This is a genomic window from Arthrobacter sp. EM1, assembly GCF_029964055.1.
Lineage (GTDB): Bacteria > Actinomycetota > Actinomycetes > Actinomycetales > Micrococcaceae > Arthrobacter.
This window is the reverse complement of the sequence record NZ_CP124836.1, coordinates 148,394-171,082: the sequence shown is the minus strand read 5'-3', so window position 1 is coordinate 171,082 and position 22,689 is coordinate 148,394. Positions and strand designations below refer to the sequence as shown.

Here is a 22,689-nt window from a genome sequence, read left to right as displayed (position 1 = left end):
AAGTGCGATACCTTGTGCGCATGGACTTCGGCAACGCTGACAACTGGGGGGACGCGATCTATTTCTGGATCATCCCCCTGGTTATGGGCGATGCGATTTTCCCCCCGGTCCCCTCCGAAATGCTGCTCATCACCGGCGGCGCGCTCTCCGCAGTCGGCCGCGCCAACGCCGTCGTGCTGATCCTCCTGGCGGCGGCGGCGTCCTGGCTCGGCGACATCCTGGTATTCCAGCTCTTCAAGCGGCGCCTGAGCCACGTCCTGGACCGCTGGCAGTGGGGCCGCAGCTTTCACCGGGCCGTGCACAGAGCGACAGGCAAAGCCGGCCGGTCCACGACCTACGGCGCGATTATCGGAATCCGGTTCATTCCCGGCGGACGGCTCGCGACGACGGCCGCAGCCGGCATCGCCAACGTCTCCACCCGCGGGTTCAGCCTCTGCGCAGCTTTGGGCGGCATCCTCTCGGCCGTCTGGTCCGTCGGTCTCGGCTATGCCACCGGCGCGGCCACCGGACTGCCGTTCTGGGCGAGTTCGCTCATCGGCGTCGCCCTCGGGATCCTGATCGGCGCCGTCGTCGGCGTTATTGTCACGCTCCGGCGCGGCAACAACTCCCCTGTGGTGGACAGCCCCGGGGAGGAACTGGACTTCTGAGCGGCCGCCCGGGGCCTAGACGGGCGCCCAGCGGCCGCGGTTGCGGCGAAGGACCAACAGGTTGCCGGTCACCGCAACGCGCTCGACGGCGTCGCGCATCATCGCGGCCGACTCCAGCGCCTGGCTGTTCTCGCCGCCGTAGGAAGTGGGCTCAACGAGGAAACGCAGATTCAACTGCGGGACCCCTCCGGCCAGGTCCAGCTCGTTCGCTTCGACGTGGTGCCGGCTCTGCAGTGCCTCCACGGCCGCAGCCATCACGGCCTCCGGTGGTTTGCCCGGTTTGAGTCCGGTGATCTTCAATCTGGTCTGGAACGACGGCATACCACCACCCTATCGGGACGCGCTGCCGGCTCCGCCGGGCCTAGCCGGTGTTGCGCAGGCCGGCCGCCACGCCGTTGACCGTGATGAGCATGGCTCGCTGGAGCCGCTCGTCGATCTCGCCGTTGGGCATGCCCTCCCCTGCCGCTTCGGAACGCACCCTGCGCAGCAGTTCCACCTGCAGATAACTGATCGGGTCGAGGTACTGGTCGCGGATCTCCAGCGAGCGCTTTAGGGTGGGCTGCGCGTCGAGCAGCAGGTCCTCGCCGGTCAGGTTCTGGATCTCGGTGACAGTCAGTTCATATTCGGCCAGGATGGCACGGAAGAGGTGGTGCAGTTCCGCAGGCACCAGGGTGGAGACGTAGTAGCCGGCAATGTCCATGTCCGTTTTGGCCAGCGTCATCTCGACGTTGGAGAGGACCGAGCGGAAGAAGTGCCAGCCGTCAATCATCTCCACCAGCTGGTCCGAGTGGCCGGCCTCCCGTGCTGCCTTGAGCCCGGAGCCGACCCCAAACCAGCCCGGAACGATCTGCCGCGACTGCGTCCAGCCGAACACCCAGGGGATGGCCCGCAGGCCTTCCAGTCCCGAACCGGAATCAGGTCGTTTGGACGGCCGCGAGCCGATGTTCAGCGAACCGAGCTGCTCCACCGGGGTCGACGCCATAAAGTACGCCGGCAGATCCGGATCATCGATTAGGGTCCGGTACCGGGCGAACGCGGCGTCCGAAATCGTCTCCATAACGTGCCCGTAGCGTTCCCGCTGGTCCTCCGAGGTACGCGGCGTGCGGTGCAGCGCTGAACCCTGCATCACTGCAGCGAGCGAGAGCTCCAGGTTCTCGCGGGCGAGTTCGGGCAGCGAGTACTTGTCCGAAATGACCTCGCCCTGCTCGGTGAACTTGATTTCACCTTCGAGCACCCCGTTGGGCTGGGCCATGATGGCATCGTAGGTTGGCCCGCCGCCGCGGCCCACAGAGCCGCCGCGGCCATGGAACAAGCGCACCCGCACACCATGCTTAGCGGCGACATCGCGCAGTTTGCGCTGGGTCTTGTGGATTTCCCACTGGCTGGTCATCACGCCGGATTCCTTGTTGGAGTCCGAATAGCCGAGCATAATTTCCTGCACGTCACCGCGCAGGCGGACCAGCTCGCGGTAGGAGGAGTCGGAGAGCAACCGGTCCACGATTTCAGCCGAGGAGCGCAGTTCCTCCACTGTTTCGAGCAGCGGCGCAAAGCCGATCCTGGCATAGGGGGCCGCGCCGAAGAGGTTGACCAGGCCGGCTTCGCGGGCCAGCACGGCCGCGGCCAGGACATCGTCAGCGCCTCGGGTCATGGAAATGATGTAGGTCTCGATCACGTCGGGGCCGTAGGTGCGCAAGGCCCGCCGGATCTCACGGAAGACGTCGTACGTTCCATCCGCAACGCCGTCGAGCTTGATCGGGTGGCCGGAAAGCGGGCGGCGGGAGGCAAGCTCGGACCCCAGCACCTCGAAGCGCTCGGCCCGGCTGAGTTCCGCATACCGGATGCCGGGGCCGCCGAGCCGGTCCATCAGCTGGCCGACGGCGTCGTGGTGGTGGTCTGCGTGTTCCCGGATGTCCAAGGTAGCCAGGTGCAGCCCAAAAGAGGCAATGGCCCGGCGCACCCTGGCCAGGGAGCCGTCCGCTGCCAGCGCCGCGTGATGGTTCCGCAGGGATCGCTCCAGCAGGGCCAGCTCGGCGAGCAGCTCCGCGGTGGCGGTGTAGTCGCGGCCGGGCTCATGCACTGCCCCGGCCGCCACACGCCGGGCGGTGTTGAGCAGTTTGGCTTTGATGCAGGTGAGTTTTAACCGGTACGGCTCCTGGGCATTAAGTTCCAGGACCCGGCGGTCCAGTCCCGGCAGCTTCTTCAGGTCCGCATCGATCGAGTCCAGCAACTCCTGGTCCGCACCCGCGAGGGCCGTTGAGTTGGAAAGGATCGAAATCAAGCCGTCTATAAGGCCGATGCTGATCCGGACGGCATGCTGGTTCTGGATCTGCAGGATTTCGCGGGTGACTGCTGCTGTCACATTGGGGTTGCCGTCCCGGTCGCCGCCGATCCAGGAGCCGAAGCGGATGGGGGCCATCTCCGCGGGCAGGGTGACACCGTGCTCGCCGAGCAGTTCCGAGAGGTCCGAGAGCATCTCGGGCAGGGCGTCCCCCAGGATGCCGGTGAGGTAGTAGATCGCGTTCCGGGCCTCGTCCACCGGGGTCGGCCGGACCTGGCGCAGTTCGTCCGTTTGCCACATCTGGTCAATCACTTCGGCGAGCTGACGGTCCTGGCGGCGGCGCCCGGACGTACCTTCCGTGGTGCTCTCGGCCAGAATGTCGGAGAGCCTGCGAACCTTGTCCAGCACGGACCGGCGGGACGCCTCTGTGGGGTGGGCCGTGAAGATGGGCCGCACATCGAGTTCGTTCACGACGTCCTGCAGGACCGCCGGCCCGGCCTGGCTGGCGATGTCGCTGACGGCCTTGGCCAGCCAGCCGTCCTTTTCCTTCCGGGTGCGCAGCCCGCGGACCCGGTGGACCTGTTCGGCGGCGTTGGCGAGGTGGAAGTAGAACGCGAACGCCCGCACCAGGTCGGTTGCCTGCTCCAGCGGCAGGGAGCCCAGCAGTTCGCGTACCTGCGCGACGACGTCGTAGGAGCTCCACGGTCCGGTGGCATCCGCGCCGCCGCGGGCGGCTTCCTTGGACTCCTTGGTTAGCAGGCGGACCTGTTCCACGAGCACCAGGAGCTCAGGGCCGTGCTGGCGGACCAGGGATTCGCCGAGGAGGGTGGAAACCCGGCGGACATCCGCGCGCAGTTCGGACGCGAGATCGGTGCCGGAATTAGTTGCAGTGTCAGCCATGGATACAGTCTTTCGAGAGGACGTGGCTCGTACACTGCGCTGGATACTGTGAGCCCGGTTACTTTCTTCCTACTGGATGCTACCCGGCGCCGCGACCGGCGGGGAATCCGTCTCGGATAGTGTCCGGGGCTCCACCCAGCCACCCTTCCCAACTGACTCGCAGCTGGGGTCGTTTTGGGCGCTCAAAACGACCGCTGCTGCGAGCCAGTTGGGTGGCGGGTTCTAGCGTGCGATCTTGAAGTTGAAGTCCGCATTGCCGAAGGCCCCCCAGAGCCGCAGCCAGATCGGCAGGATCATTTCGGCGCCGCGGGCGGTGGTGATGTCGCCCAGGTCGATGATGTCCCGGTGGCCGAATCCCCTGAGCAGCACTGCCACGGTCTCCTTGGCCGCCGCGTCGTTTCCGGAAACGAAGACCGTGTGGTCGCCGCCGGCCACACTCGCCGGGTCCACCATTACACTCGCGGTCATCGTGTTCAGTGTCTTGACCACCCGGGCGTCCGGGAAGGAACGCTGGATCTGCTCGCCGAGGCTGTCGGTGTTGACCGGGTTCAGCGACGGCGGCATGCCCTGCGAGAAATCCAGGGGGTTGGCGATGTCCATGATGACCTTGCCGTCGAGGTTCCGGGCGCCCGCTGCCGTCAGGGCCGCCAGCGAGCCTGCGCCGTTCGTGGCATTGACGACCACCTCGGCTTCGGCCGCGGCGACGGCGAACGCGGCGACGCCGATTCCGGAGTTCGCGGCATGCCACTGGGCGAACGGTGCATTGCCCATGGCGTCCGGCTGCGTCCGGGCCAGCGTTTCCTCCCTGTCGCGGGTTCCGACGACGACGTGGTGCCCGTGGCTGGCGAGCGCCGCGGCGATCGTCCGTCCGACCGTTCCGGTTCCCAGTACCGCAATTTTCATGGCATCCTCATTCTGAAGCGGTGAAGTAGACAGATCTGTCTACCGACGGGAAGGACGCTACCAGACAGACCTGTCTACGGCAAGGCGGCGCGTTGACTGATAAATAACCTCCGCGTAGCCGCATACGTTGACTCAGGAGAAAAGCTCCGGGAAGGTTGGCCGGCGGAGATCCTTGAGGGATGGGATTGACGATGGGTGGGCGCACTGCTGTCACGAATCACCTGGCCGCGTCCTACCGGGCGGGTGACCGTACGAGGAAGGGCCGGATCCTCGATGAGCTGGGGTCGAGCTGGTCGAGCTGGTCGAGCCGACGGGCTGGCCCCGGGATCACGCTTGGGCGGTGCCGCGAGGGCCGGCGGGCAAACTGCTGGCGCCGATGCTGCCGGACCTCGCTCCGATACTGCGGGCCGAGAAGGCCCTGGATATCACCGACGGGCAGGCGGCGTTGCTTGCCGGCATGAACTCGGCGACTATCGACCGGCGGCTGGCGGGCCAGCGGGCGAGGCTCCCGCCGCGTGGCCGGCCCCATACCAAGCCCGGATCGCTGCTGAAGTCCCAGATCCCGGTCCGGACCTGGGCCCCGCCGCACTCTCCCGGCAAATCCTGGCCATTTCGGGACGGCTGGAAACCCTTGCTACCGCCAAACAACCGGCGCCGATCAAACCCGCCGTGAACGAACGATGGAACCGCCTCGACAGCCGAAGGTTTTCATCTAAGGCAACGACTGCACCTTCCCGGAGGTATTGACGTGCGGCAACAGGGGCGGGCCGCCTTTCGCAAGTAACGGAACGACGGTACGATCCGGAATCCAGCAATCACCCGTAGACAGACTTGTCTGTGTAGCATAGAAGCCATGATTCCGACCGGCACCAGGACACCACAGGCCCTCCGGGCGCCCGCCGGCCAGGCGCGGGAAAGGATCCTTGCCACGGCCTTCCGGCTCTTCTACGCCCACGGGCTCCGCGCCGCCGGCATCGACACGATCATCGCCGAATCCGGCGTCGCCAAGGCCACGTTCTACAAGTACTTTCCGGCCAAGGACGACCTGATCCTGGCGTACCTGGAGAAGGTGGACGGGGTCTGGGCCGGGCAGCTGAAGGCCGCGGCGGAAGCCGCCGGGCCGGACCCCGCGGGCCAGCTCGTGGGGTTGTTCGACGCCCTGGCCAGCGCCTGCCGCCGCGACGGCTACCGTGGCTGCGCCTTTATCAACGCCGCGGCCGAGTCCGCCACCGGAACCAGGGTCCACGAACGGACAGTGGCCCACAAGGAGCACATCAGGGCCTGGATCCGTGACCTCGCCGTCCAGGCCGGCGCCCCGGATCCGAACCAGCTCGCCCGCAGCCTGACCCTGGTGCTCGACGGCGGCCTCGCCAGCGGCGTGCTCGACGCTGATCCGGCGGCGGCCACCGCCGCCCGCGACACCGCATCCCAACTTGTCGCCGCCAGCCTGGGCCACACCGCCGTAACCGCCGCCGGCTGACGTCCCGCCGGACGCCAGCCGGACAACAGCGGTGAACAGCCGTCGAACTCTAATCAAATCCTGCCGGTCACGAGCCGGAATCCCTGCCCGCCCGGCGAACAATGACGTATCTTGATATTGCCTTGACAAAACCTGTCAACTCTCTGTGCGCGACTGTTCCGGCGATCGCCCCGCTTCGAGGAGCACTTCATGACCCCAGTCCCCGTCCCGGCCACCCAGACGGGTGCGATCACGGGCCCGAAAGCCGCCGGGCCCGCGCGCAGCCCGCTGCTCGCCGTCGCCCTTGTCCTCAGCCTGCTCTTCGCCGGACTGGTGGGGCAGTCCGCGGCTGCACCCGGCTCGCAGGCGGCCGCGCCGCTCACGGTGGCCCAGGCCATCGCAACCCAGGACGGCTCGGCCGCGGCGGTGACCGGTTACATCGTGGGCCAGCCGACGTCGGCAACCACAGTGCTCCGCACCGGCTTCACTTCGGACACGGCCCTGGCGATCGCCGACTCGGCGGCCGAGACGAGCACGGCGAAGATGCTCTACGTCCAGGTCACCACGCAGTACCGCACCGCGTTCGGGCTGCAGAGCACCCCGTCCCTGCTGGGCAAAAAGGTCAACGTCACCGGACTGCTGACGGCCTACTTCTCGCACGCCGGGATCAAGAGCCCCACCAGCATGGCGCTGTCGGCAACCCCAACCCCAACCCCCACGCCAACCCCAACCCCCGGTGACTATTACGCCCCGGCCGCCGGAAAGACCGGACCGGCGCTGGAAAGCAGCCTGCACCAGATCATCTCCGTGCAGCAGAAGCTCAGCTATGACCAGGTCTGGGATGCGCTGAAGGACACGGACCAGGATCCGTCCAACAGCAACAACGTCATCCTGCTGTACACCGGACGCTCACAGTCCAAGGCCACCAACGGCGGGGGCGTGAATGACTGGAACCGGGAACACGTCTGGGCCAAGTCGCACGGGGACTTCGGCACGGCCACCGGCCCGGGGACCGATGTGCACCACCTGCGGCCCACCGACGTCACTGTCAACTCCGCCCGCGGAAACAAGGACTTCGACCTGGGCGGCACACAGTCCGCCGAGGCCCCGGGCAACTACACCGATGCCGATTCCTGGGAGCCCCGCAACGCGGTCAAAGGGGATGTGGCACGAATGGTCATGTACATGGCGGTCCGGTACGAGGGCGGTGACGGCTTCGCCGACCTGGAGATGAACAACTCCGTCAACAACGGCACGGCACCTTATATGGGCAAGATGAGCGTGCTGCTGGAGTGGAACCGGATCGATCCGCCGGATGCCTTCGAACAACGCCGCAACCAGCGGATCTTCGAGCAGTGGCAGGGCAACCGGAACCCGTTTGTGGACCACCCGGAGTACGCCGAGGCGATCTGGAACTGACAGTATTTCGCGCCCCACCCGGCTAGCGGCCGGGTGGGGCGCGGCTTAGGGTGGTAGCCAAGGCAGCCGTTCACCGCTTGGAAGGATACCGTGAGCACCACCCACCGCGACCTCGACGCCCAGCTCGCCCGCTGGCAGCGTTTCCGCAACAGCCGCAACACGGCCCTCGCGGGCGATTACGGCTGGCTGACGCTCACGTCCTTCCAATGGCTGGAGGACCGGCCGGCCGCGCTCGACCTCGCCCCCGGGCTGTGGTCCACGGACGGTACGACGGCGTCCCTCACCGCCACCGCCGCCGAGGGGCTGACGCTGGTGGACACCGGCGAACCCGTTGCTGGCACCATCAAGGCCTCGCTGCTCAATGAGGCATCGCTGCTCTGGGTCCGGTACGGCGGAGCTGACGGCCGGCAGGTGGTGGTTGAGCTGGCCATGCGCGCCGATAAGTACGCCGTCCGCACCCGGGATTCGACGTCGCCGGTGTTCACCGGGTTCGACGGCGTACCCACCTTCGACTACCGCCCCGAGCTGGTGGTTGAAGCCAGCTTCCACCCCTATCCGGCACCCGTGGACGTCCCGATCGGCACCGCCAACCCGTTGGTCGACGGGGTCCACCGCTCGGTTGGCGAACTGGTGTTCCGGCTCCCCGGCACGGACCACGAGTTCCATCTGCAGGCCGAAGAGGAAAAGCTCGGCGCCCTGACGGTCACGTTCCACGACGAGACGAACGGTGAGAGCACTGACGAGTGGCGGAAGGTCTCCACGGCCCGGCCGCGCGTCGACGCCCTGGGGAACCGCACCGTCAGCCTGGATTTCAACCGGGCCATCAACTACCCCAGCGCCTTCACCCCCTACGGCACCTGCCCCATGCCGGTGAGGAACAACAGCCTGGACTACCGGATCGAGGCCGGGGAAAAGGAGCCCGCGTTGTTCTAGGCACCCGCCCTAGACGATCGCGGAAACCCCGGTCACGGCCCGCCCGACGATCAGGGTGTTGATCTCGTACGAGCCCTCATAGGTGTAAATCGCCTCGGCGTCGGCGAAGATCTTGGCCATCCGGTAGTCGGTGACAATGCCGTTGCCGCCCAGCAGGGACCGGCCCATCCCCACGGTTTCCCGCATCCGGGCGCTCACATAGGACTTCGCAAGCGCCACCTGCGGCATGTCCGCGGCTCCCGCATCCTGCAGCTGTGCGATCCGGACCATCATGCCCATGCTCGCCACTGCATTGCCGAGCATCGTCACCAGCTGCTGCTGGACCAGCTGGAATTTCGCCAGCGGGCGGCCGAACTGCCGGCGTTCGACGGCGTACTGCCGGGCGACGTCGAACGCGGCCAATTGCTGGCCAACACCCTGCCAGGCGACCATGATCCGCGACCCGCGCAGCAGTTCATTGGTGTCCTCGAAGCTGTTGATCCCTGCGAAACGGTCCGACTCTGCCACCTGGACGTCGGTGAAGACGATGTCCGCGTTCTGCACCGTGCGCAGCGCGATCTTGTTCTCGATCCTGCTCCGGCTCACGCCCGGCAGGGTCGCGTCCACAATAAAGCCGCGGATGCCGCCGCCGTCCTCGTCGCGGGCCCAGACCAGCATGTAGTCGCAGAACGTCCCGTTGCCGATCCATCGCTTGGCGCCGTTGAGCACCCAGGTGTCGCCGCCGCCGGGCGCCCCGCCGCGGACCCGCCGGGCAACGGATTCCATGCCACCGGCCACATCGGAGCCGTGTTCAGGCTCGGTCAGGGCGAACGCCCCGGTGGTCCGGAGGTTCGCGGCGTCATCGAGCAGCCGCGCCTTCTGCTCCGCGGAGCCGAAGCCGTAAAGGGCTTCGACAAAAAGATCGTGATGGACCAGGAAAAACGTCGCCAGCGAGGTATCCACCCGGGTCATCTCGGCGATCACCAGCCCGGCAAACAGGTTGCTGTAGCCGCGCTGGGCCGGTGCGCTGAGCTCCAGGGCCGCCAGCTTGGGCAGGATGTGGGCGGGGAACTCGGCCCTATTCCACCAGTCGGCCGCGTAGGGTGCCACTTCCCGGGCCAGGAAGTCCCGCAGTTCGGCGAGCTTAGCCTGTTCCGCGGCGTTGAGCATCGCCTCGAAGCCGAAGAAGTCCGCGGTTGGAAGGCCCTCGGTTGACGCAGCGGACGCCGGCGACTCGGCCAACCCGGCCGGCCTCATTTCGGCCCCATCCGGATGGCGCCGTCAAGCCGGATGGTCTCGCCGTTGAGCATGGCGTTCTCCACGATGTGTGCGGCGAGGTTCGCGTACTCTGCGGGCCGGCCCAGCCGGGATGGATGCGGTACCTGGGCCCCGAGGGAGTCCTGGGCTTCCTGCGGCAGTCCGGCCATCATGGGTGTCTCGAAAATGCCTGGCGCAATTGTCATCACACGGATCAGGGACCGGGCAAGTTCCCGGGCGATCGGCAATGTCATCGCGTGCACGGCCCCCTTGGAGGCGGCGTAGGCAGGCTGGCCGATCTGGCCATCAAACGCGGCGACGGACGCGGTGTTGATGATCACCCCGCGCTCGGGCCCGCCCAGTCCGGTCACGGCCGGCTCGGTGGCAGCCATCGCGGCCGCCGCGAGGCGGATCACGTTGAAGGTGCCCACGAGGTTGATCTGGATGACACGGCTGAACGTCTCCAGTGCCAGCACGCCCGTCCGGCCCAGGACCTTTCCCGGGGTGGCGATTCCGGCACAGTTGACCACAATCCGGAGCGGCCCCAGCTCCACGGCAGCGTCAACGGCGCCCTGTACTTGCTCTTCGCTGGTGACGTCGGCTGGCACAAAAACCGCCCGGTTGCCCTGCCGCGTCGGGCTGCCGGCCTCGGCGGTGTTCGCCTGGACGTTGTCCGCCGCGTTCAGTTCATCGGCGAAGGCGCTGCCGGCGGAGCCGGGCAGGTCCACCAGGACGACCGAGGCTCCGGCGTCGAACAAACGCCGTGCCGTGGCAGCCCCGAGCCCGGAGGCCCCGCCGGTAATCAGCGCGACTGTACCTTTGATGTCCATGCATCCTCCTTGATGTGGAACCGGAACCTGCCACGACACTGTGGGCAGCGTCACGAACCGACAGAGAACAATAGTTAATGAATGTTAACTGGAATGCCGGCAGAAAGCACCTTCGCCCCGCAATGGCGCAACGGTCCCGCGCCGGACGCGGGGCCGCCACTACGCTGAAGCCATGACGCCCGCAGACATGCCCCCGGCCCACAACTGGTCTTTCCGGGCCGACGAAGCAGCCCGGTCGGTAACCAGAATGTTCGGGCAGCGGCTCTTTTTCCTGCCGGGAACCCATCTCGCCGCGATTGTGCGACCCTCCGGCAGGCTCGGAAACCTTGCCCGGCCCTGGCACTACTGGTGGCAGGCGCACTATGTGGACTGCCTCGTGGACGCCGGGCGCCGGGAACTGGGCCGTGAACACCGTCCCGGAAAACCGTTCGACGGCAGCACCCGGCCCAGCGCCGGCCGCCTCGCATCCTGGCTGGTCACCGGAATCCGGCTCCGAAACTTCCTCACCGTGGTCAACAACTATTACGACGACATGGCGTGGCTGGCCCTGTCCACGTTGCGGCTGGAGCAGCTCGCCGAGGACAGCCGCCACGATGCCGGCCGCCGCCGTAACGCCAAGGTCCTGAAGAGCCTCACCCTGCAGTTCGACTCGGCATCCACCGATGACCTCGGCGGCGGCACGTTCTGGAGCACAAAACGGGATTTCAAGAACACCCCGGCCACCGCGCCGGTGGCGCTCCACTACGCCCGGACCGGCCAGCCGGCCAAGGCGCAGGCCCTGCTGGACTGGCTGAACGCCCGCCTTTTCGACGCCGAACAGGGCCTGTACCGCGACGGGCTCCGGATCACGCCGGCCGGCGGCGTGGTGCTGGAGGGCGCCATCTACAGCTACAACCAGGGCCCGGTGCTGGGCGCCCTGCTGGAGCTCGGCGGCGAGGCCAACCTGGCACGCGCCGCCGAGCTGGTGGCGTCGGTGGCACGCGGACTCACCGTCCCGGCAGCCCTGGCGGGGCGTACTGCCGACGTCCTGCGCTGCGAGGGCACCGGCGACGGCGGCCTGTTCACCGGCATCCTGGCACGCTACCTGGCCCTAGCCGCCGCCGACCAGCGGCTTCCGGCCCAGGCCCGGGCGACGGCCACAACGCTCGTGAACAACACCGCCGAGGCGTTCTGGGAAGGCCGCCGCCCGTTGTCCGCGGCGGAGCCACTGGCCGGCAAGGGCAGCCGCGTCCTGTTCTCCGACCGCCCCGAGCGGCCGGCGCTGCGCAGCTACCCGCCGGGCGCCGCCGTCGAACTTTCCACCCAGCTGCAGGCGTGGATGGTGCTGGAAGCCGCGGCGGCTATCGCCGCTCGGTCCGGGCACCCGGCAGGGAACGAGTCAGCCACCCCCACGGAACCGGCCGCCGAAAATTAAGTCATGCAATAGTTTCGTAATTCACGTGATCCTCGTCACTTAAGGCGTTCTCGGCTTGGTTGCTTAGGGTTGGCTAACCTACAGTTTTTCCTAGTGAGCATGCCCTAACTTCCCCCGCTCACGGGGGCTAGGGCTCCAGAGACCTTCCCTCCAGAAAGCAGCCCCATGAAGATCCGCAACAACGCGCTGGCAGGTATCGCACTTGCCGCCACCGCAGCGCTCGGCCTGGCCGCCTGTGGCTCCGGCACCTCCACGCCCTCCGGCAGCGACGCCGCTGACGGCAAGATTTCCGGTGCGATCACGGTGTACAACGCCCAGCACGAGTCCCTTTCCCAGGAATGGGTGGACGCCTTCACCGCCGAGACCGGCGTTAAGGTCACCGTCCGCCAGGGTTCGGATACCGAAATGTCCAACCAGATCATCCAGGAGGGCCAGGCTTCCCCCGCCGACGTGTTCCTCACCGAAAACTCCCCGGCCATGGCCCAGGTGGAAAACGCCGGCCTGTTCGCCGACATCGACAAGGCCACCGTCGCCCAGGTTCCCGCCGAATACCGGCCCTCCACAAACAAGTGGACGGGCATCGCAGCCCGTTCCACTGTCCTGGTCTACGACAAGTCCAAGCTGAGCGAAGACCAGCTGCCCAAGTCGATGCTGGACCTGGCCAAGCCGGAGTGGAAGGGCAAATGGGCGGCGTCGCCCTCCGGCGCCGACTTCCAGGCGATTGTCTCGGCCCTGCTCGAACTCAAGGGCGAAGCGGCCACCGAGGAATGGCTCAAAGGCATGAAGGAGAACTCCAAGGCCTACAAGGGCAACAGCACGGCCATGAAGGCGGTCAATGCCGGCGAAGTGGATGCCGCCCTGATCTACCACTACTACTACTACGGCGACCAGGCCAAGACCGGCGAGAACTCCAAGAACGTCACGCCGTACTACTTCAAGAACCAGGACCCGGGCGCCTTTGTCTCCGTCTCCGGCGGCGGCGTCCTGCAGTCCTCAAAGAACGCCGCGGCGGCCCAGGCCTTCGTCAAGTTCATCACCGGCAAGAAGGGCCAGGAAATCCTGCAAAAGGGCACCTCCTTCGAATACGCCATCGCCTCCGCCACCCCGGCCAACGAGAAACTCGTCCCGCTGCCGGAGCTGCAGGCACCCACTGTGGATCCCGCCAAGCTCAACTCCGCCAAGGTCAGCGAGCTGATGACCAAGGCAGGGCTGCTCTAACTTCGTGGCAACCAAGCTGGCGGCGCCCGAAACATCCGGGAGCACACCGACGGCGGGCCGGGGCAAACGCCCCCGCCCGCCTTTCGGCGTTTCTGTTATTGCGGTCCTGGCCGTCCTGATTGCCCTATTCGCGCTGATTCCGCTGGGCTACGTCATTGTTATGACGGTGGCCACCGGCTGGGACACAGCCGTGGAGCTGATCTTCCGGGCACGCGTCGGTACGCTGCTGCTCAACACCGTGCTCCTGATGCTGATCACCGTGCCGCTGTGCCTCATCCTCGGCGTGGGCGGAGCCTGGCTGGTGGAACGCACGCACCTTAAGGGCCACAGATGGTGGGCCGTGCTGCTCGCTGCCCCGCTGGCCATCCCGGCGTTTGTCAACAGCTATGCCTGGGTCTCCGCGGTGCCGTCGCTTGAGGGTCTGTGGTCCGGCGTGCTGATCGCGACCCTGTCGTATTTTCCGCTCGTTTACATTCCGGCCGCCGCGACCCTCAGCCGGCTGGACCCTGCCATCGAACAATCGGCCGCGTCCCTGGGCCTGGGCGCCTGGCGGGCCTTCTTCCGTGTGGTCCTGCCGCAGCTGCGCATCGCGATGACCGGGGGCGCGCTTCTGGTATCCCTGCACCTGCTGGCCGAATACGGGGCGTTCGCGATGATCCGTTTCGACACCTTCACCACAGCGATCATGGTGCAGTACCAGTCGACCTTCAACGGCACCGCAGGGAACATGCTGGCCAGCGTCCTGGTGTTCCTGTGCCTGATCCTGCTGCTGGTTGAAGTGCGCAGCCGAGGCAGCGCCCGGTACGCCAGGATCGGTTCCGGGGCCCAGGCGCGCGCCCTGCGGCTTCCGCTTCGTGCTTACCAGCTGCCCGCCCAGCTGTTCCTGGTTGCGCTCACCGCCCTGGCCTTCGGACTTCCGCTGACGTTCGTGCTGCGCTGGATCGTCGCCGGCGGGCCGGGCATCTGGGCCGCAGACGAATTCCTTCCGGCCCTGCTGCTGACCCTGATGTACGGCCTCGCCGGCGCCCTGGCCACCACAGTTGTCGCGTTCCCGATGGCCTACCTGGCAGTGCGGCACCCCGGCTGGTTCAGCAAGGCCCTGGAGCTGTCCAACTACATCACCAGTTCCATGCCCGGGATCGTGGTGGGCCTGGCCTTCGTGACCGTCAGCATCAAGGCTGCGCCCAGCCTCTACCAAACCTCATCGCTGCTGATCGCGGCCTACGTGTTGTTGTTCCTGCCGCGCTCCCTGGTGAACATCCGTTCCGGCCTGGCGCAGGCGCCCAAGGAACTCGACGAGGCCGCCCAGGCGCTCGGCAAACCGCCGTTGCTGGCGTTCCTGCGCGTGACACTCCGGCTCACGGCCCCGGCCGCCGCCGGTGGCGCCGCGCTGGTGTTCCTGGCAATCGTCAATGAACTGACGGCGACGCTGCTGCTCTCCCCCAACGGCACCCGGACCCTGGCAACGGAGTTCTGGAGCAAGAGCAGCGAAATCGACTACGCCGGGGCGGCGCCATACGCGTTGCTGATGATTCTTTTGTCCGCGCCGATGACCTACCTCCTCTTCCAGCAGTCCAAGAAAGCAGCGGGACAGTGACCCAGTACAGCCCTTCCCGGCTCCCGGCACCGCGGATCGCCGCGTCCGTGGCCACCAGCACCAACAACCACCTGCAGATCGACGCCGTCACAAAGGATTTCGGGACCCAGGCGGTCCTCAAGGGCGTCAACCTCTCGGTGGCCAGGGGCGGCACAACGGCGATCGTGGGCCCGTCCGGTTCCGGCAAGACCACGCTGCTGCGGCTGATTGCCGGTTTTGAACACCCGGACACCGGCAGCATTTCACTCAACGGCACCAAGGTGGCCGGCGGCGGCGGCGTCTGGGTCCCGGCACATAAGCGCCACGTCGGCTACGTGGCGCAGGACGGAGCCCTGTTCCCGCACCTGAGCGTCGGGCAGAACATCTCCTTCGGCCTCGATACCACCAAACTTCCCGGCGGCCGCCGGGCACTGAAGGACCGGGTGGCCGAACTCCTGGAGATGGTCTCGCTGGACCCGGCCATGGCCAAACGGCGCCCGCACCAGCTCTCCGGCGGCCAGCAGCAGCGTGTGGCCCTGGCCCGTGCGCTCGCCCGCGAACCGGAACTGATGCTCCTGGACGAGCCGTTCTCGGCCCTGGACGCAGGGCTGCGGGTAGCCACCCGCAGGGCGGTGGGCAAAGTACTCCAGGACGCCGGGGTCACCACCATCCTGGTCACCCACGACCAGGGCGAGGCACTTTCCTTTGCGGACCAGGTGGCGGTGATGCGCGGCGGACGGCTGGCACAGATCGGCAACCCGTTTATCGTTTATACCCGCCCCGCGGACCGGGCCACCGCCGAGTTCCTGGGCGACGCCGTGATCCTCGATGCCTGGATGGAAGGCTCCCTCGCCACCTGCTCACTGGGCGGCATCCCGGTCCGCCGGCCCCCGGCCCAGGGCCGGGTCCAGCTGATGCTGCGCCCTGAGCAGATCCGGATCGCCGAAGACGGCCCCATCCGCGGTGTTGTGGTGGACACCGATTACTTCGGGCCGGAAACCACTGTCCGGCTTAAGCTCGCCGCCCCTCCCGTCCTCAGTGAAGGGGCCATGGCAGACCACCGCTACCCCGGCGGCGGCGAGATCATCACCATCCGGCACTGGAACGCCTCCATCGCCCGGCCGGGCACCGAGCTGTGTCTGCGCGTTGTGGGCGAAGCCGTGGCTTTCCCGATGGAGGACCTGCCGCAGGCATAGCCGTCGGGGATCCAGGCATAGGGTGGGCGCATGACAGTTCAGCCAGCACTCCACCGCCAGCACTGCTCCGTTGCCGCCCCCACCCAGTTGTGGCTCGATGCCGAGGGCCGGCTCTCGGGCCGCGGCGGTGGCGCGGAAGCTTCCGGCGCCGCAGGCGAGGGCTGGTTTACCGGCCTGCTGCACGGCGACACGCGGATGCTGTGCCGTGCGGAGGTGCGTGTGAACGGCCTTGAGCCGGAGCCCGCCACGATCGAGGCGGCGGCCGGCGGTGTGCTGCGGGTGCGTGGGCTGGTCCGCGGCATCCCGGGGTCCTCCGAGGACCCCGCCGTGGAGCTTCTGCAGACCTGGACGGTGACGCCCGGCGCCGTCCGGCATTCCCTCCGTCTGGCCACCTCCCTCGAGTCGCTTGACGTGGAGATCGAAATCCAGCTCGCCGCGGACTTCACCGACATGGCCGCCATCCGCCTGAGCCGCTTCAGGGAGCCCTCCGGCCCGTTCTCCGCTGATGACTCCACGCTGCGCTGGCGCGACGGCGGGCGGACCCTGACCGTCGCCGCCCCCGGCAGCGTCGCCGCGGGCGAACGGCTCCTCTGGCGCGGCACGGCCGGCCGGGGATCGCCGTTCGAGGTGGAGTGGCAGGCCATGCTGGCTGACAGCGAAGACACCGTGGTGGCGGCCAGGACGCCCGCCCCGCACCGGGTACGCGCCGAACCGGCCGGCGCCCTCGGCAAGCTGCTGGACAACGCCATCGATGAACTCGCCGGGCTCCGCCTGGCCACCCGCAAGTTGCCCGACGCACCGTTCGCCGCCGCCGGGGCACCCTGGTATTTCACCTTGTTCGGACGCGACTCGCTGTGGGCCGCGCGGCTGCTTCTGCCGCTGGACGCCGGACTCGCCGCCGGAACGCTGCGCACACTGGCCGCGTTCCAAGGCACCCGGCACGATCCGGCCGCCGCGGAGGAGCCCGGCAAAATCCTGCACGAGCTCCGGTCCAAGGAATTGCTGCTGGAGAGCCAGGGCCTCCGCCTGCCCCCGGTGTACTACGGCACTGTGGACGCCACCCCGCTCTGGCTGTGCCTGTTGGCCGAACTTGGCCGGGCCGGGCTGGATGACGCCGCCGTCCGCTCGCTCCTGCCCAACGCGGCCCGCGCAGTGCAATGGCTACTGGCAGCCGGCGGTGCGCCCGGAAGCGTCAACAGCGGGTTCCTGAGCTATCAGGACGAGACCGGCCACGGTCTCAGCAACCAGGGCTGGAAGGACTCGGCGGACGCCATGCAGTTCCGCGACGGCCGCCTGGCCGAGGGCCCGATCGCGCTCTCCGAGGTGCAGGGCTACGCCTATCAAGCCGCGGTGGACACCGCCGCCCTCTTCGACGCCTATGGCGAACCCGGCGGCCAGGAGCTGCGGGACTTCGCCAAAGCCCTGCAACAGAACTTCCGCGCGCGCTTCTGGGTCCAGGACGACGGCGGGACCTTCCCTGCCATGGCCCTCGACGGGAACGGTGATCCGCTGGATGTTCCGGGCTCCAATATGGGGCATCTGCTCGGCACCGGGCTCCTGGACGCCTCCGAAGCCAGGCTCGTGGCCGACCGGCTGCTGAGTCCGGAGTTGTTCTCCGGCTTCGGCGTGCACACGATTTCGCGGCGCGCGGCCGGCTTCTGGCCGTTCAGCTACCACTGCGGTTCGGTCTGGAGCCACGACACCGCGATCGCGGTCCGGGGCCTGCTCGCCGAGGGAATGCCGGCCGAGGCCAGGATCCTCGCCGAAGGCCTGCTGGCCGCGTCCGGCTCCTTCGGTGACCGGCTGCCGGAACTGTTCGCCGGCATCACTGCCGACGAGGCCGGCCAAGCGGTGCCCTATCCGGCGTCGTGCCACCCGCAGGCCTGGTCCTCGGCCGCTGCAGTTGTGGTCGCGCAGGCCATGGGCGTGCACTTCTAGGACGTTCCGCCCGCCCCGGACGGCGCTGCGGGTGTCCCGGGGAGCGCCCGCCGGGCCTCACGGAGTCCGTCCACCAGGATCACGACCCCGACGACGGCGACAGCCAGGCCCAGGGATGCGATGACATCGGTCAGCCAGTGGTAGCCCAGGTAGATCCGGCTGAATGCCACCACCAGGGTGCCGGCGGCCGCGGCGGCAAAGCCGAGCACCGCCGTCGACGTCTTCCGGCTGCGGGACGCCAGCAGGTAGGCCAGCACCAGGAAAAAGACGCCCGCACCCAAGGTATGGCCAGAGGGGAAGGAAAACGCGTCGTCCGGTCCCAGCAGGAAGTCGCCGGCCGGCGGCCGGGCCCGGTTGACCTGGTGCTTGATGAATGTCGACAGCCCGAATGTCGCTGCCATGGCACCGATCAGCAGGGCCGGACGCCAGAGTTCGCGTTTCCGCACATACCACGCCACCGCCAGGACCACGCCGATCACAGTCATCCACAGCGGCGACGTCACTGTGGTCACGGCCGCCAGCGCGGAAGTAGCGAGGGAAGTACGCGACGCCACCAGGCCGTCATGGACGGTCCCGTCCAGGGCCGCGGGCCCCCCGTTCGCCCGGACCGCCGCCAGCGTCAGCCAAAATATGGTTTCTCCGGCCACCAACAAGGCTGCCGCGCCAAAAAACACCGCGCGCTGGGATCGCACCAGCCGCACATCAGGGGTGCGCGGTTCGCGCTGGGCAACGGGCATTGGGCTATTGTTCCAGTCGAAGCTCCCGGCAGGCCGGATGCCCGCTGGGAAATCCCTAGGGGACAGCTGGCCGTTTGGTCTGCGGATACGGGGTTTCATGCCGGGCGAGCATTTCGACGAAAGCCGCGATCTTACGCTCCCGGGTGGCTGCCTGCTTGACCGCGTTGGTCCGGTAGATCAGGGCGTACCTGTTCACGGAGGTCAGGACGTCGAACATTGCCTGTGCCCGCGGCTCGGCGGCAATGGCTGCGGCAAGGTCCGGGGGCACTTGCGCCGAAGCCGCCCCGTCGTAGGCAGCCTCCCAGCGTCCGTCAGCCTTGGCGCTTTCGACGGCGGCACGCCCGGCAGGAGCCATCCTGCCCGCCGCTTCAAGGCGGCCGATCCGCTCCACGTTCCGGGCCGACCACACACTTCTCGGCCGCCGGCGGGTCATCCGCTGAAAGGAACTCTCCCCGTCGCGGCGCCGGGCCTGTCCGTCAATCCAGCCGAAACAGAGGGCTTCCTGCAGTGCGGCCTCATAGTCGAGTTCCGTAACCGTCCCGCCTTTTTTATGCAGCACCAGCCACACGCCGGGGCTTCCCGCGTGGTGTTCCTCCAGCCAGGCGCGCCACTGGGCAGCATCCCGGACCAGCAGTTCCTCAAGTTCAGCAACCATGGCACCATTGTGCCCCGCGACTCTGACAACAGGGGTTGCTTTGGTGGGACGATATCCCTGTCAGCTGGAATCCATCACACCCAGAGGAGCAACGATGCTGCGCGTCCGCCCGATCCATTTCACCTCCCGTCTTGATGAATGGGAGCGGTTGCTCACCGCCCTGGGCATGGTCAAGACCGTCGACGAGCCCACCTGGCGGGAGTTCGACGCCGGCTCCGGCCGCCTCGCCCTACACTTCGTCGAGCAGGGCGCGGCTGAGGACGGCACTACATCCTTCGGCGTCGAAGTAGGCGATCTGAAGGAATTCGCCCGGCGGACCAAGGAGGCCGGCACCACCGCGGAACTCATCGACGCGGACCACGGCCCTTCCTGCCGCGTCACCGCCGCGGACGGATTCACTTTCCTCGCCGACCCGGCCACGCGCGCCGCCGACGGCAGCTGGGTGGAACCAGCGGACGCGGACCCGGGGATCGCCGTCGTCGAAGTCTGGTTCTCCGAAGACGCCGTCACGGCGGCTCAAACGCTGCGTGACATCGGCGCCCGGCCCCGCCCGGCCCCGGGCGACCCGGACGCCGTGGAATCCGAAGCATTCACGGCAAAGAACGGCGGGGTCCTTATGGTCGGTGCAGGCACCGGCGCCGGGCGTGCCGGCCTGGGCTTCGAATACGACGGTGACTTTGACGGCCTCCGCCAGCGCCTCATCGCGGCGGGACACGAGGCCGCGGTCATCGAGGAAGCCGCCGTCCCCACCCTGCATGCAGCCAACCCCGATGCGGACGGTGGGGCCGCCCACCCGCCGCTTTGGATTTCAGCGGCACCGGCCGGCGAACCACCGGAATCGGTGCCCGCCAGCTGAGCTGCGTCACGGTGTTCGGGCGGGGATGGGGTAGAACTTAACCATGAACGTTCGCACTCCTGACCCGAACCCCGGCTGGCTCTCCGACGATGATTTGTTCGAGGCGCGCGGACGGTTGCCCATGGTCTACGTCGAGGCCGTTCCGGTCCGGCTGGACCCGTTGGGGTTCGTCAACGAGGTCGGTACCCTCCTGCAGGCCGAGGAGGACGGCACGATGGTGCGCTCCCTGGTGTCGGGCCGGGTGCTCTACCGCGAGACCATCCGCGCGGCCCTGCTGCGCCACATGGAGAAGGACCTCGGCCCGCTGGCCTTCCCACAGCTACCCATTAGTCCGGTGCCGTTCACTGTGGCGGAGTACTTCCCGTCCCCGTCCCACACCGGATTCACCGACGACCGCCAGCATGCGGTGGCGCTGGCCTACATCATCCCCGTCACCGGTGAATGCTCCCCCCGGCAGGACGCGCTGGAACTGACCTGGATGACCCCGCAGGAAGTCATGAGCTCGGACGTCCAGCTGGAATTCAGCGGCGGCCGCGGGGCCCTGATCCGCCAGGCCCTGGCTTTCGCCGGCGTCGGGAACTGACCGGAGCCCGCGTCCCAGACTTCCCCGCGCCTTTGTAGACTGTTGGGCGGACCGCAAGAGAATTTAAGGACTCCAGATGACTTACCCACCGGCCGCCCCGAACTACATTGAACAGCAGGCTGGCTCGTTGCAGAGCGGCGATCATCTGCTGTTGCCCGACGGCACCCGCTCTGCCGAAATCCAGCGTGTGGACGTCGAAAACGACGACTTCGGGACGCCTGCCATGGTCCTGGCGACCCTCACCGGAGGCGGCGGTCTCCGGATTGCGGCAGCCTCCACGGTCCTGATTCTGGAGTCCGCGTCCGAAGCGGAAGAATCTGCCTCCGAGGATTCCGGCTCGCTCCTGCAGCTCGTCGAACCGTCGCTGGCTGACAGCGGCATGGAGTCCGGTGCAGGCGGCACAAGCGATCCCGGGGAGGCAGCCAGCGGAGCCGTCCCCGGCGTCGTGGTCCCTCCGCTGCCGCCCGTTCCACCGCTGGTGAGTGGCCCCAGCGACGAGGACCTCGCGCTGATCCCTGCCCTGCAGGGAACGCCCGAGTCGGTCGTGGCAGCTGTGGCAGAGGCGCACCCAAGCTCGGTGAGCGTGCTGCTGCTGAGCGAACGGCTCGCCAAGGGCATCAACACGAAGTCGGGGAGTTGCCTCAAAGACCTCAGCGACCTGGCCCAGGAACTGTTCATTGTCCTCAAGGACGCCGACAACGCGCTCGCCGTTGCGGATCTGCTTAATGTGCTGCCGTTCGACGGAAACCGCGGCCGCTGGGCCTCGGTGGAGGCTTCCCTGGCCCTGTCCAGCTACATTTGCCGCCAGCTCGGCGAGACCGAACGCGCAGCCGTCTACGAGAAGTTCCTCCGCGCCCCCGATTCCATGGAGGCGGACCCGTTTAAGGCCCGGATCAACGCCAAGGTCCGCCAGCGCTCGCTGAATGAACCGAACCTTTACGACAAAGAGATCTTCCGCGCCATGGACAACTCGAATCCGGATGCGGAGCGCGAGTGGCGGCAACTGCGGCTCGAGGCGCTGCTGTTCCTGCGCGCGCACGGCGGCTCGGAAACCATTGGCGTCCCGGAGCTGGAACGCCGGATCGGCAACGAACTCGAATCCGTCCGTTCCTGAGGTGTTTTGCCCCCTACCCCCTGGTGGCCGGGCGTTGTAGATTCAGCCCATGACGAACAATCTGAGCGTTGTCATTAACTCCGACGCGCAGCAGGTTTGGACAATGCTGCGCGAACCCGCCCTGGTTGCCCAGTGGCACGGCTGGGAAGCCGATGACCAGGCGGCCGAGATCGATGAGATCTATTTCAGTCCCAAAGTCGTTGAAGGCGCCGACCACACCTCGCTCGTGGTCGACGGCGGGGATGTGTTCACCCTGAGACCGGTCCCGACCGGCACGGAGCTAAGTGTCACCCGGGCCGCAGTGGACCATCACTCCGAGTGGGCCGCCTGGGACGAGGACATCACCCAAGGCTGGCTGACCTTTATCCAACAGCTCCGGTTCGCCCTTGAACGGCACCCGCACGGCAGGCGACGGACCTTCTTCTTCTCGGTTCCCGGCAACGAGGGGTCCGCCATCGAAAGGCTCGGCCTGTCCGATGTTCCCCCGCCCGGCGAGCCGTATTCGCTCGCCCTGGCCACGGGTGAGGAGGTTGCCGGCAAGGTCTGGTTCCGGAGCAACCACCAGGTGGGGCTCACAGTCCACCACTATGCAGAACACGGCGAGGGCCTGGTCGTCGTGGCGGACCAGCCGGTCATCCCCGATGTCCGGCCCAACGGCGGGTCTTTGGTCATCGTCTCCACGTACGACCTCGGGGCGCACCAACTCGGATCCGTGCGCACGTACTGGGACACCTGGCGGGCTGAGAACTACCCCACATCCGATCCGCTGCACTAAGGGTTGGCGCCTGTTAGCTGGC

Annotated in this window: 20 protein-coding genes; 13 read left to right on the top strand and 7 right to left on the bottom strand. The window is 67.5% G+C overall.

Features of this window, described 5'->3' with window-relative positions; all coding sequences use genetic code 11:
• The first annotated feature begins 20 nt into the window (after positions 1–20).
• Entirely contained in the window at positions 21–647 is a 627-nt protein-coding gene (locus QI450_RS00830; protein ID WP_226774500.1) for a VTT domain-containing protein, read from the top strand.
• A gap of 15 nt (positions 648–662) precedes the next feature.
• Here the strand turns inward: QI450_RS00830 and QI450_RS00825 are convergent, their stop codons facing one another.
• The 3 genes from QI450_RS00825 to QI450_RS00815 form a co-directional block, all read right to left on the bottom strand.
• Positions 663–968, bottom strand: coding sequence for a hypothetical protein (locus QI450_RS00825; protein ID WP_226774499.1), 306 nt, complete (start codon positions 966–968; stop codon positions 663–665).
• 40 nt (positions 969–1,008) lie between these two features.
• Positions 1,009–3,825 (bottom strand): phosphoenolpyruvate carboxylase, encoded by a 2,817-nt coding sequence (gene ppc / locus QI450_RS00820; protein WP_226774498.1) that lies wholly within the window; start codon positions 3,823–3,825, stop codon positions 1,009–1,011.
• Between the two features lie 222 nt (positions 3,826–4,047).
• A complete protein-coding gene (locus tag QI450_RS00815) occupies positions 4,048–4,728 on the bottom strand; it encodes an NAD(P)-binding domain-containing protein (RefSeq protein ID WP_226774497.1) in 681 nt (226 codons plus the stop codon).
• 853 nt (positions 4,729–5,581) lie between these two features.
• Between QI450_RS00815 and QI450_RS00810 the strand changes: the two genes are divergently transcribed.
• The 3 genes from QI450_RS00810 (at position 5,582) to QI450_RS00800 (ending at position 8,539) form a co-directional block, all read left to right on the top strand.
• Positions 5,582–6,208 carry a TetR/AcrR family transcriptional regulator gene (locus tag QI450_RS00810; RefSeq protein ID WP_226774496.1) on the top strand — a complete coding sequence of 209 codons (627 nt, stop codon included), beginning with the start codon at positions 5,582–5,584 and terminating at the stop codon, positions 6,206–6,208.
• 189 nt (positions 6,209–6,397) lie between these two features.
• The gene (locus QI450_RS00805) at positions 6,398–7,606 is read left to right on the top strand and encodes an endonuclease (protein ID WP_282468073.1); all 1,209 of its coding nucleotides are present in this window, start codon (positions 6,398–6,400) and stop codon (positions 7,604–7,606) included.
• Between the two features lie 90 nt (positions 7,607–7,696).
• Entirely contained in the window at positions 7,697–8,539 is an 843-nt protein-coding gene (locus QI450_RS00800; protein ID WP_226773213.1) for a DUF1684 domain-containing protein, read from the top strand.
• A 9-nt stretch (positions 8,540–8,548) separates the two neighbouring features.
• On the opposite strand, the gene QI450_RS00795 is transcribed toward QI450_RS00800, so the two are convergent.
• On the bottom strand, positions 8,549–9,775 hold the full coding sequence (locus tag QI450_RS00795) for an acyl-CoA dehydrogenase family protein (protein ID WP_226773212.1): 1,227 nt from the start codon (positions 9,773–9,775) through the stop codon (positions 8,549–8,551).
• Complete coding sequence (locus tag QI450_RS00790; protein WP_226773211.1) at positions 9,772–10,605, bottom strand: SDR family NAD(P)-dependent oxidoreductase; 834 nt, start codon at positions 10,603–10,605, stop codon at positions 9,772–9,774. The genes QI450_RS00795 and QI450_RS00790 overlap by 4 nt, the downstream gene beginning before the upstream one ends.
• Before the next feature lie 172 nt (positions 10,606–10,777).
• Here QI450_RS00790 and QI450_RS00785 point away from each other — a divergent pair, with 172 nt between their 5' ends.
• From QI450_RS00785 to QI450_RS00765, 5 genes are all read left to right on the top strand, one after another.
• Positions 10,778–12,019 carry a glycoside hydrolase family 76 protein gene (locus tag QI450_RS00785; protein WP_226773210.1) on the top strand — a complete coding sequence of 414 codons (1,242 nt, stop codon included), beginning with the start codon at positions 10,778–10,780 and terminating at the stop codon, positions 12,017–12,019.
• Positions 12,020–12,184: 165 nt separating this feature from the next.
• Positions 12,185–13,237, top strand: coding sequence for an iron ABC transporter substrate-binding protein (locus QI450_RS00780; RefSeq protein WP_226773209.1), 1,053 nt, complete (start codon positions 12,185–12,187; stop codon positions 13,235–13,237).
• A 4-nt stretch (positions 13,238–13,241) separates the two neighbouring features.
• Positions 13,242–14,834, top strand: coding sequence for an iron ABC transporter permease (locus tag QI450_RS00775; protein ID WP_226773208.1), 1,593 nt, complete (start codon positions 13,242–13,244; stop codon positions 14,832–14,834).
• Positions 14,831–16,009 carry an ABC transporter ATP-binding protein gene (locus QI450_RS00770; protein WP_226773207.1) on the top strand — a complete coding sequence of 393 codons (1,179 nt, stop codon included), beginning with the start codon at positions 14,831–14,833 and terminating at the stop codon, positions 16,007–16,009. The genes QI450_RS00775 and QI450_RS00770 overlap by 4 nt, the downstream gene beginning before the upstream one ends.
• 30 nt (positions 16,010–16,039) lie before the next feature.
• Positions 16,040–17,947 (top strand): glycogen debranching N-terminal domain-containing protein, encoded by a 1,908-nt coding sequence (locus tag QI450_RS00765; protein WP_226773206.1) that lies wholly within the window; start codon positions 16,040–16,042, stop codon positions 17,945–17,947.
• On the opposite strand, the gene QI450_RS00760 is transcribed toward QI450_RS00765, so the two are convergent.
• On the bottom strand, positions 17,944–18,684 hold the full coding sequence (locus QI450_RS00760; RefSeq protein WP_226773205.1) for a phosphatase PAP2 family protein: 741 nt from the start codon (positions 18,682–18,684) through the stop codon (positions 17,944–17,946). The two genes, QI450_RS00765 and QI450_RS00760, sit on opposite strands and share 4 nt — an antisense overlap.
• A 55-nt stretch (positions 18,685–18,739) precedes the next feature.
• Positions 18,740–19,339 carry a YdeI/OmpD-associated family protein gene (locus QI450_RS00755; protein ID WP_226773204.1) on the bottom strand — a complete coding sequence of 200 codons (600 nt, stop codon included), beginning with the start codon at positions 19,337–19,339 and terminating at the stop codon, positions 18,740–18,742.
• A gap of 94 nt (positions 19,340–19,433) precedes the next feature.
• On the opposite strand from QI450_RS00755, the gene QI450_RS00750 reads away from it, so the two are divergent.
• The 4 genes from QI450_RS00750 to QI450_RS00735 all read left to right on the top strand — a co-directional run bounded on the left by QI450_RS00750 (position 19,434) and on the right by QI450_RS00735 (position 22,667).
• A complete protein-coding gene (locus QI450_RS00750) occupies positions 19,434–20,195 on the top strand; it encodes a VOC family protein (RefSeq protein WP_226773203.1) in 762 nt (253 codons plus the stop codon).
• 43 nt (positions 20,196–20,238) lie between these two features.
• Positions 20,239–20,778 (top strand): NUDIX hydrolase family protein, encoded by a 540-nt coding sequence (locus tag QI450_RS00745; RefSeq protein WP_226773202.1) that lies wholly within the window; start codon positions 20,239–20,241, stop codon positions 20,776–20,778.
• Between the two features lie 76 nt (positions 20,779–20,854).
• The gene (locus QI450_RS00740; protein ID WP_226773201.1) at positions 20,855–21,892 is read left to right on the top strand and encodes a DUF6707 family protein; all 1,038 of its coding nucleotides are present in this window, start codon (positions 20,855–20,857) and stop codon (positions 21,890–21,892) included.
• Between the two features lie 49 nt (positions 21,893–21,941).
• Entirely contained in the window at positions 21,942–22,667 is a 726-nt protein-coding gene (locus QI450_RS00735) for an SRPBCC domain-containing protein (RefSeq protein WP_226773200.1), read from the top strand.
• Positions 22,668–22,689 lie beyond the last annotated feature (22 nt).